Consider the following 8,802-nt stretch of genomic DNA (forward strand, 5'->3'; position numbering starts at 1 on the left):
GGCCTCGACGACGGGCTGGGGCCGGGGCCGTTCCCGCAGCCGGCGGGCGGCCTCCTCGGCACGGCGTCGGTCCATCGTGACGGCGTAGCGTCGCCGTTCCTGCTTGCGCAGGTGGACGATGTACGCGCTGAGCAGCACGGCCGGCACCGCCGGGAGCCACATCAGCGGCCCGCTGCCCACGGTCGTGGCCGCGATACCGCTGACGACGAACCCGAGGAAGAGCAGCATGGTGGTGCGCCTGCGTCTCGCCATGACCTTGGCGCGTACTCCGGAGCGTTCCTCGCCGCGCGGAGCGGCGGGGGCGTGTTCCGCTTCGACCGGCTCGGGGGCGTGCTCCCGCGCGGCATCGCGGGGGGCGCGCACCTCGGTCACCGGATTGGCGTAGCCGCGTAGGTCCGGCACGTAGTCACGCGCACCGCCTTCAGCCGGGTCGGCACCACCGTGGAACTGCTCACCGCCGGTGGTGTCCGGGGCGCCGTGGGCGTCGCCGACGACGTCCTCGGGCTCGGTGGCGCCCTCCCGCTCGGCTGCTCGCCGACGGCGGCGCTCGGTCTCCCGGGCGGACCTGCGCTCCAGTGCCGCACGGCCGGACAGCAGCCGGATGGCGGTCGAGAAGCGCTCCGTCGGACGGGCTTCGTTCAGCTCGTCCTGGCGGCGGAGCCACATCGGTACGAGATACGCGGCCCACGCCCCAACGATCATTGCGAAGATGAGGCCATGGCTGTTCACGGTCACACGGTAGAGGGGTTTGCACGGGAGCAACGGCCAAATTGCGCGGTGTGTTGCGGGTTCCGGCCGCCATCCCGGTCTTTTCCTCGGATTGTTATGAAGGCAGACCGGTTTTATCGAATGTCTGTCTTATTTCCCGGTGTCGGCGGCGCCCACGGGTCGTCACGGCCCGGTGCGCGGAGGGACGGGGCGCCGGTGGACTCCCCCGCGCGCTGCTCACGCCAGCGCCGCAGCACGCCGTCGGGAGCCTCCTCCGACGTCAGCGTGTACACCATGTGGTCGCGCCAGTCGCCGTCGATGTGCAGGAACCGGGGCCGGACGCCCTCCTCCCGGTAACCCAGTTTCTCCGCCACCCGGCGGCTTGGGGCGTTCTCCGGCCGGACGCAGATCTCCAGCCGGTGCAGACCCAGCGTCAGGAAGCAGTGGTCGGTGGCGAGCGCCACCGCCGTCGGCATCACGCCCCGGCCCGCGACCGCGCTGTCCACCCAATAGCCGATGTGCGCCGAGCACATGGAGCCCCAGGTGATCCCCGCGACCGTCAGCTGACCCGCCATCCGGCCCTGGTAGGTGACGACGAACGGGAGCATCCGCCCCGCGTGCGCCTCGGACCGCAGATGACGGACCATCTGCCGGAACGTCGGCCGCCGCGGCGGGAAGTGACCGGGCGGCGTGGGCGGGATGGTCGACTCCCAGGGGCGCAGCCATGTGCGGTTGCGCTGGTTGATCTCCCGCCAGGTCGCCTGGTCCCGGGCCCGGATGGGACGCAGCCCGACCTCGCCCTCCGTCAGCTCCACCGGCCAGTGCGCGCTCATCGGGGTTCTCGGAACGTCTCGGGGGCCGATGGGTCGCCGGGGCCGCCGCGGCGGTCCGTCCCGTCCTGCCTCGGGTGGTCGCCGCCACGCAACTGGTCGACGGCGTGGACGAGGAGCGGGCGCAGCACGGCCAGGCCGTCCTTCACTCCGCCCGAGGAACCGGGGAGGTTGACCACCAGCGTGGTGCCGGCGACGCCCGCGACGCCCCGGGAGAGGGCGGCGGTCGGGACCTTCGCCATCCCGGCGGCACGGATCGCCTCGGCGATCCCGGGCACCTCGTGGTCGATCACCCGGCGCGTCATCTCCGGGGTGCGGTCCCCGGGTGAGATGCCGGTGCCGCCGGTGGTCACGACCACGTCGTACCCGGCGGCGACCGCAGCGCGCAGCGCGGACTCCACGGGCTCCCCGTCGGGGACGACCTGCGGCCCCTCGGTGCGGAATCCCATGGCGCGCAGCGCTTCGGCGATCAGTGGGCCGCCGGTGTCCTGGTAGACCCCGGCCGCAGCCCGGTTGGAGGCGGTGAGGGCCAGCGCGCGGTACGACGGTGCGGGGTCGGACGGAGCGGGCTCGGACGGTGCGGGGTGGGGCGACGTGGTCACGGCTGCCGCCTCCAGTCCCCCGAGGCGCCGCCGGTCTTCTCCTCGACGCGGATGTCGGTGATGACCGCCGCCTTGTCGACCGCCTTGACCATGTCGACCACGGTCAGCGCGGCGACCGACACGGCCGTCAGCGCCTCCATCTCGACGCCGGTGCGGTCGGTGGTGCGTACGGTCGCGGCGATCTCCACGGCGTCGTCGGCGACGGTGAGGTCCACGGTGACGCCGGACAGCGCCAGCGGGTGACACAGCGGCACCAGCTCCGGGGTGCGTTTGGCGCCCATGATCCCGGCGATCCGGGCCACCGACAGGGCGTCGCCCTTGGGCATCCGGTCGGGACCGGCGCGCAACAGCTCGATCACGCGGGGGGTCACCAGCACCCGGCCGGTGGCCCGGGCGGAGCGGGCGGTGGTCTCTTTGGCGGAGACGTCGACCATGCGGGCCGACCCGGCCTCGTCGATGTGCGTCAGACGGGTGCTGCTCATGATGAGCAACGGTACCCGGCCGCTCAGGCCGGTGCGCCGAGGAGCACCACGTCCAGCTCGGCGCCCGGTTCGAGCCGTGTCGTCTCCTCCGGCACCACCAGCAGCGAGTCGGCGCGGGCCAGCGCGCCCGAGAGGTGCGAGCCGGCGCCGCCGACGGGGCGGACGGTGCCGGCGTCCGGGTCGTACGCGCCGCGCAGGAACTGGCGGCGCCCCGGCGGGGAGGACAGGGTGGTCTCACCGCCCAGCCGGGCCCGGACATGCGGGCGGTGCAGGTCGGTCATGCCCGCCATCATCCGCAGGGCGGGACGCACGAACAGCTCGAAGGAGACGTAGGAGCTGACGGGGTTGCCCGGCAGAGCCAGCAGCGGCACCCGCGCCGCGCCGACCAGGCCGAACCCCTGGGGCTTGCCGGGCTGCATCGCCAGGCGCCGGAAGTCCACCCGGCCCGGCAGACCGTCGAGGTTGCTGAGTGCCTCCTTCACCACGTCGAAGGCGCCGACGCTGACACCGCCGCTGGTCACGACGAGGTCGGCTCGGATCAGCTGGTCCTCCAGCACGGTGCGCAGCGTCGCGACGTCGTCCGCGACGGCGTTGACGCGGTAGACCTCGGCTCCGGCCTCGCGGGCGGCGGCCGTCAGCGCGAAGCTGTTGGAGTCGTGGATCTGGCCGGGGCCCAGCGCCTCGCCGGGCTGCACCAGTTCGCTGCCCGTGGAGATCACGACCACGCGGGGGCGGGGGCGTACCCGGACGCTGGCGCGGCCGATGGCCGCCAGCAGCCCGATCTGTGCCGCCCCGAGCACCGTCCCGGCGGTCAGTGCCAGCGAGCCGGCGGTGACGTCGCTGCCCCGTTCACGCACGTGGGCGCCGGGCTCGGCGGCGCGGAAGACCCGCACCCAGGCGCCGCGGCCGCCGGCTCCGAACGGCATCGACGTCACGGCCCCGCGGCCCGTACCGCCGTCGGTCCACTCCACCGGTACGACGGCGTCAGCGCCGGGCGGCACCGGGGCGCCGGTCATGATGCGGACGGCCTCGCCGGGGCCGACGACCGGCAGCGTGCCGGAGCCGGCCGCGATGTCGCCGACCACCCGCAGCCCGGCCGGGGAGGCGTCGTCGCAGCCGCGCAGGTCCGCGGTGCGTACCGCGTAGCCGTCCATCGAGCTGTTGTCGAAGGGCGGCAGCGCCACCGGCACGGTGACGTCCTCGGTCAGGACACAGCCGTGGGCGTCGAGCAGTTGGAGCTCGATGGGCTCCAGCGGCCGGACCGCGCCGAGGATGTCCTCCAGGTGGTCGTAGACCGACCAGATGTCACTCAATCTCCCGCATCTCCCCGTTGACGTACTTCATCAGCCAGTCCCGGAAGTCCGGCCCCAGGTCCTCACGTTCGCACGCCAGACGGACGATCGACCGCAGGTAGTCGGCACGGTCGCCCGTGTCGTACCGCCGGCCGCGGAAGACCACGCCGTGCACCGGGCCACCGCGGGAGGGGTCGCCGGCCAGGGTCTGCAGCGCGTCGGTCAGCTGGATCTCGCCGCCGCGGCCGGGCTCGGTCTCCCGCAGCACGTCGAAGACGGCCGGGTCCAGCACATAGCGGCCGATCACCGCGTAGTTGCTGGGCGCGTCGGCCCGCTCGGGCTTCTCCACCAAGCCGGTCACACGCACCACGGCGTCGACGCCGGTGGGCTCCACCCCGGCGCAGCCGTAGAGGTGGATCTGCGAGGGGTCGACCTCCAGCAGGGCCACCACGCTGCCACCGTGCTGCTCGCGGACCTCGGTCATGCGGGTGAGCAGCGGGTCGCGGGGGTCGATCAGGTCGTCGCCGAGGAGGACGGCGAACGGCTGCCGCCCGACGTGGGGCTCCGCGCAGGCGACGGCGTGGCCGAGCCCCTTGGGGTCGCCCTGCCGGACGTAGTGGACGGTGGCCAGCGCGCTCGACTCCAGGACCCGGGAGAGGCGGCCCTCGTCCCCCTTGGCGCGCAGCACCTCCTCCAGCTCGTAGTTACGGTCGAAGTGGTCCTCCAGGGGACGCTTGTTGCGGCCGGTGACCATGAGGACGTCGGTGAGCCCCGCGCTCGTCGCTTCCTCCACCACGTACTGGATCGCGGGCCGATCGACGACGGGGAGCATCTCCTTCGGCGTGGCCTTGGTCGCCGGAAGGAACCGAGTACCCAGGCCGGCAGCGGGAATGACTGCCTTGGTGATCGGGGAGCGTGGTGAGGTCATACCGGTCACCTTATCCGTTTAGTCTGCTTGTACGGCGCACCGAGAACGGGTGCGTCAGGGCAGGGCGGAGCGCCGTCTCAGGGCTCCGCACGACCGGCGCCTGGGAGCGGCAACTGTGGACGACAGCATGGCCATCGCGGTACTGAAACGGCAGGTCCGACGCGACCTGCTGGCGGTGCGGGCGGCGATGGCCGACGACGAACTGGAACACGCCGCCACGGCACTCACCGAGCAGGCGCTCGCCCTGCCCGAACTGACGGCGGCGCGGACCGTCGCCGCCTACGTCGCGGTCGGCCACGAGCCCGAGACCCGGCCGCTGATCGCCGCCCTGCACGAGCGCGGCGCCCGCGTGCTGCTGCCGGTGCTGCTGCCCGACGACGACCTCGACTGGGCCCAGTACCAGGGCGAGGACAGCCTCGTCGAGGCCGAGCACCCGGGCCGCATCCGGCTCTACGAGCCGGCCGGTGCCCGGCTCGGCAGGCACGCGGTCACCGAGGCGGACGTGGTGCTGCTGCCGGGGCTCGCCGTCGACGGCCGTGGCGTCCGGATGGGGCGCGGCGGCGGGTCCTACGACCGGGCCCTGGCCCGCCTCGCCGTCAGCGACACGGTGACCGGCGCGGCCGAGGAGGCGGGCGCCGGGGGCACGGCGGTGAACGGTACGGCGGCGGGTGGCTCCCTCGCGGGCGGACCGGTCACGGATGGTCCCGTCACGGATGGTCCTGTCGCGGACGGTCCTGTCGTGGGAGGGCCGGTTCTCGACGGGCCGGTACTCGACGGCCCCGCGGCGGGTGGCGGTCCGGGCGGGCGGGCGCTGCTGATGGCGGTGGTCTACGGGCACGAGATCGTCGGGCACCTGCCGGACGAGCCGCACGACCAGCCCGTGCACGCGGCGCTCACCCCGGAGGGCGTGCACCGCTTCCCCGGCTGAGCGGCGGGGCCTGCGGCGCACGGCGCGCACCACCGCGCCGAGGACGCCCAGAACGCCGAGGACGCCCACCACGACGGAGAGGGGCCGCCCGCGCATCCCGCGCGGGTGGCCCCTCTCCGTCGTGCCGGTTCAGCCCCGTCGGTCAGGGGATCAGCACCATCCGGTCGGTGGTGGCGTCCTCGACCGCCTGCTCGGAGTGCACCCACGGCAGGAACTCACCGTTGGCCCAAAGCTCCGTCTGGTCGGTGTAGTTGCTGTGGTAGGCGTGCCCGGAGGCGCCGGCGAGGTTGATCCACTGGGACTCGTCGAAGTCGGCCAGGTTGACGATCATCCGCATCGACGGGACCCAGGTCACCTCGTAGCCGCCCGCGGCGTTCCAGCCGGTCGCGTCGACCGCGTCCTTGCCCCCGGAGAGGTTCCACGGACCGCGGTTGAGCATCCAGCGGAGCGGGGCCGGACCCTCGGTGCCCAGCGTCTGGTTCTCCAGGTTCAGCTGGTGCAGCCGGCCCCAGCTCCAGGTGGAGATGTCCTTGCCGAGCAGCGCGGTCAGCTCCCAACGGGCGTCGCGCATGGCCTTCGCCAGCAGCTCGTCACGGTTGTCGGAGCTGGGCACCGTCCGGTTGCCGGAGGTCTTCCACCAGTCGCTGTCCTCCTCGTCGAGGAGGATGCGCACCACCTCGAACCAGCGGTCACCACCGTCCGGCTGGGCCGAGTCGGGCGAGCGCTGACCGCACTCACGGACCAGCGGCGCGCGGCCGTCGATGTCCTCGATGGGCCCGGAGTCACCCGCCGGACGCACCCGCAGGCACTGCCCCTCGACCCGGACCTCCTTGGGCAGCTTGTGACCGAAGGCCAGCTTCAGCACGTGTCGCCACACCGCGTTGTAGTACGCGGCGGAGGGGGAGTCCGCGTCCTGGGTGTAGTCCCAGCCCTCCAGCAGTTCCTGGGCCTCGCGGATGTACGAGTCCTCAATGTCGATCTTGAGGAGGTAGGGCACCAGGATCTTGGCCATCTCGTTGCTGTTGTCCAGCTGGATGGTGCGCATGTCGCCCATCGAGATCTTGCCGCCGTCTTTGATCTTCGACTGGATCAGGTCGTCGATCCGCTGGCTGCGGGTGCCGTAGTTCCAGTCGTCGGTCAGGAGGTACGGGTACTCGTCGGGGTCGATCACGGCCTGGTTGGCGGTGACGATGTAGCCGCGCTCCGGGTTGTACTCCCAGGGCAGTTCCTCCTGGGGGATGTACTCCTCCCAGTCGTAGGAGGAGTCCCAGCCGGGAGCCGGGTAACGGCCGTCGCCAGCACCGCGGATCGGGATCTGCCCGGGGGCCTGGTAGCCGATGTTGCCCTCGGTGTCCGCGTAGATCAGGTTCTGCGAGGGCACCGCGAAGTCGGCGGCGGCGGCGCGGAACTCGTCGAAGTCGCTCGCCCGGTTCAGATTGAAGACCGCGTCCATGGTGCGGGACGGCTCCAGGGCCGTCCAGCGCAGTGAGACCCCGTAGCCGTTGCCACGGTCCGGCGCGGCGTTGCCCACCGGGGCGAGATTGCCGGTGTCGCGCAGCTCCTGGCTGCGGTCGGAGACGATCGGGCCGTTCTCGGTGGACCGGACCGTGATCTCCCGGGACTCGCCGCCGGCGACGTGGATCGTCTCCTTGCGGGTGGTGTACGGGACCTCCTCGCCGTCGCGGAGGTAGGTTCCGTCGCTCAGCTTCTCCAGGTAGAGGTCGCTGACGTCGGCGCCGAGGTTGGTGAACCCCCAGGCGATGTCCTCGTTGTGGCCGATGACCACTCCCGGCATGCCGGAGAAGGTGAACCCGGAGACCTCGAACGGACAGTCCTCGGTGACCTCGGTGCAGTGCAGACCCATCTGGTACCAGATCGACGGCAGCATCGGGGCGAGGTGCGGGTCGTTGGCCAGCAACGGCTCGCCGGTCGTCGTGTAATCCCCGGAGATCACCCACGAGTTGGAACCGATGCCACTGCCGTTCGGACCGAGCAGCGCCGGGATCTCGTCCAACGTCGTCGACAGAGCGGCGAGTTGGGTGGAGACCTCGTTGCCCAGCTCGTCCAGCTCCTGCGTGTCGAGCCCGGAGGAGTCACCGGAGGGCCGGTAGGAGCCTGCCTCCACCTGGCCGCCGGAGACGATCGGTTCGTTCCGGTCGTACGGGTACGGCGGGTAGAGCTCGTCGATCTGCTCCTGGTTCAGCCGGCCGGCCAGCAGCGAACGGTCGATCTCCTGCTGGATGTTGCCGCGCAGGTCCCAGGCCATCGCCTTCAGCCACGCGACCGAGTCGACCGGGTCCCACTCCTCCGGCGCGTAGTCGTTGAGCAGGCCCAACGCCGCGTACTCGACGGAGAGTTCGGCACCGGAACGCTCACCCAGGTAGGCGTTGACGCCGGCGGCGTACGCCTCCAGGTAGCCCTTGGTCTCGTCCGACAGTTCCTCGTCGAACTCCTTCTGGGCGACATCGCGCCAGCCGAGCGTCCGCAGGAAGGCGTCCGTCTCCACCTGACCGTCACCGAACATCTCCGAGAGCCGCCCGGACGTCATGTGACGCCGGACGTCCATCTCCCAGAAACGGTCCTGCGCGTGCACGAACCCCTGGGCACGGAACAGGTCTTCGGCCGAGTCGGCGTACAGCTGCGGGATGCCGTTCGCATCCCGCTTGACGTTCACCGGAGCCGACAGGCCGTCGATCTTGATCTGGCCGGTCATCTGCGGGTGCGAGGCACGAACCGTGCTGACCGTCCAGAACGCGCTGAATCCCAGCCCCGCCAGCAGCAACAACACCAAGAAGATGGCGAACAGACGGAGACGGCGCAGTTTCTTCTTGGCGGGCATCGCTGTCCTTCGCAGGCCATGGGCGGACTGGAGCAACCATAGACACTCCGAGGGGCGCGCCGCTCCGCCGGGGAGCGCTTGACGGACACCCGCACCCCGGCCGCGGTGCCGCGAACCGCCGTGAGGGCACCGGCAGGTGGGCCCGCGGACCACTCCCGGCAGCGGGCCGACCGGGGGCGGAGAAGGCGGGGGG

General features: G+C 72.0%; 7 protein-coding genes and 1 pseudogene. 1 reads left to right on the top strand and 7 read right to left on the bottom strand.

What is annotated here, in order from left to right:
• The 6 genes from E0D90_RS20190 to E0D90_RS20215 all read right to left on the bottom strand — a co-directional run.
• A partial coding sequence (locus E0D90_RS20190) for a SepX/GlpR family protein (protein WP_498072966.1) occupies positions 1-735 on the bottom strand: 735 nt, incomplete at its 3' end.
• 107 nt (positions 736-842) lie between these two features.
• Entirely contained in the window at positions 843-1,541 is a 699-nt protein-coding gene (locus E0D90_RS20195) for a GNAT family N-acetyltransferase (RefSeq protein ID WP_103502094.1), read from the bottom strand.
• Positions 1,538-2,140, bottom strand: coding sequence for a MogA/MoaB family molybdenum cofactor biosynthesis protein (locus tag E0D90_RS20200; protein WP_130799532.1), 603 nt, complete (start codon positions 2,138-2,140; stop codon positions 1,538-1,540). The genes E0D90_RS20195 and E0D90_RS20200 overlap by 4 nt, the downstream gene beginning before the upstream one ends.
• A complete protein-coding gene (gene moaC / locus E0D90_RS20205; protein ID WP_174856230.1) occupies positions 2,137-2,622 on the bottom strand; it encodes a cyclic pyranopterin monophosphate synthase MoaC in 486 nt (161 codons plus the stop codon). The genes E0D90_RS20200 and moaC overlap by 4 nt, the downstream gene beginning before the upstream one ends.
• A gap of 23 nt (positions 2,623-2,645) precedes the next feature.
• On the bottom strand, positions 2,646-3,935 hold the full coding sequence (gene glp, locus E0D90_RS20210) for a molybdotransferase-like divisome protein Glp (RefSeq protein ID WP_130799533.1): 1,290 nt from the start codon (positions 3,933-3,935) through the stop codon (positions 2,646-2,648).
• A complete protein-coding gene (locus E0D90_RS20215; RefSeq protein WP_130799534.1) occupies positions 3,928-4,842 on the bottom strand; it encodes a UTP--glucose-1-phosphate uridylyltransferase in 915 nt (304 codons plus the stop codon). The genes glp and E0D90_RS20215 overlap by 8 nt, the downstream gene beginning before the upstream one ends.
• 127 nt (positions 4,843-4,969) lie before the next feature.
• Here E0D90_RS20215 and E0D90_RS27990 point away from each other — a divergent pair.
• A pseudogene (locus tag E0D90_RS27990) lies at positions 4,970-5,434 on the top strand (5-formyltetrahydrofolate cyclo-ligase); the annotation flags it as partial.
• A gap of 478 nt (positions 5,435-5,912) precedes the next feature.
• Here the strand turns inward: E0D90_RS27990 and E0D90_RS20225 are convergent.
• Entirely contained in the window at positions 5,913-8,609 is a 2,697-nt protein-coding gene (locus E0D90_RS20225) for a penicillin acylase family protein (RefSeq protein WP_103502090.1), read from the bottom strand.
• Positions 8,610-8,802: the final 193 nt, after the last annotated feature.

Source organism: Streptomyces otsuchiensis, assembly GCF_004305975.1.
Taxonomy (GTDB): Bacteria; Actinomycetota; Actinomycetes; order Streptomycetales; family Streptomycetaceae; genus Streptomyces; species Streptomyces otsuchiensis.

Bases quoted from the DNA above. Each gene is read 5' to 3' on its own strand.
- E0D90_RS20195 (WP_103502094.1), bottom strand. From the start codon at position 1,541: ATGAGCGCGCACTGGCCGGTGGAGCTGACGGAGGGCGAGGTCGGGCTG.
- moaC (WP_174856230.1), bottom strand. From the start codon at position 2,622: ATGAGCAGCACCCGTCTGACGCACATCGACGAGGCCGGGTCGGCCCGC.
- E0D90_RS20215 (WP_130799534.1), bottom strand. From the start codon at position 4,842: ATGACCTCACCACGCTCCCCGATCACCAAGGCAGTCATTCCCGCTGCC.
- E0D90_RS20225 (WP_103502090.1), bottom strand. From the start codon at position 8,609: ATGCCCGCCAAGAAGAAACTGCGCCGTCTCCGTCTGTTCGCCATCTTC.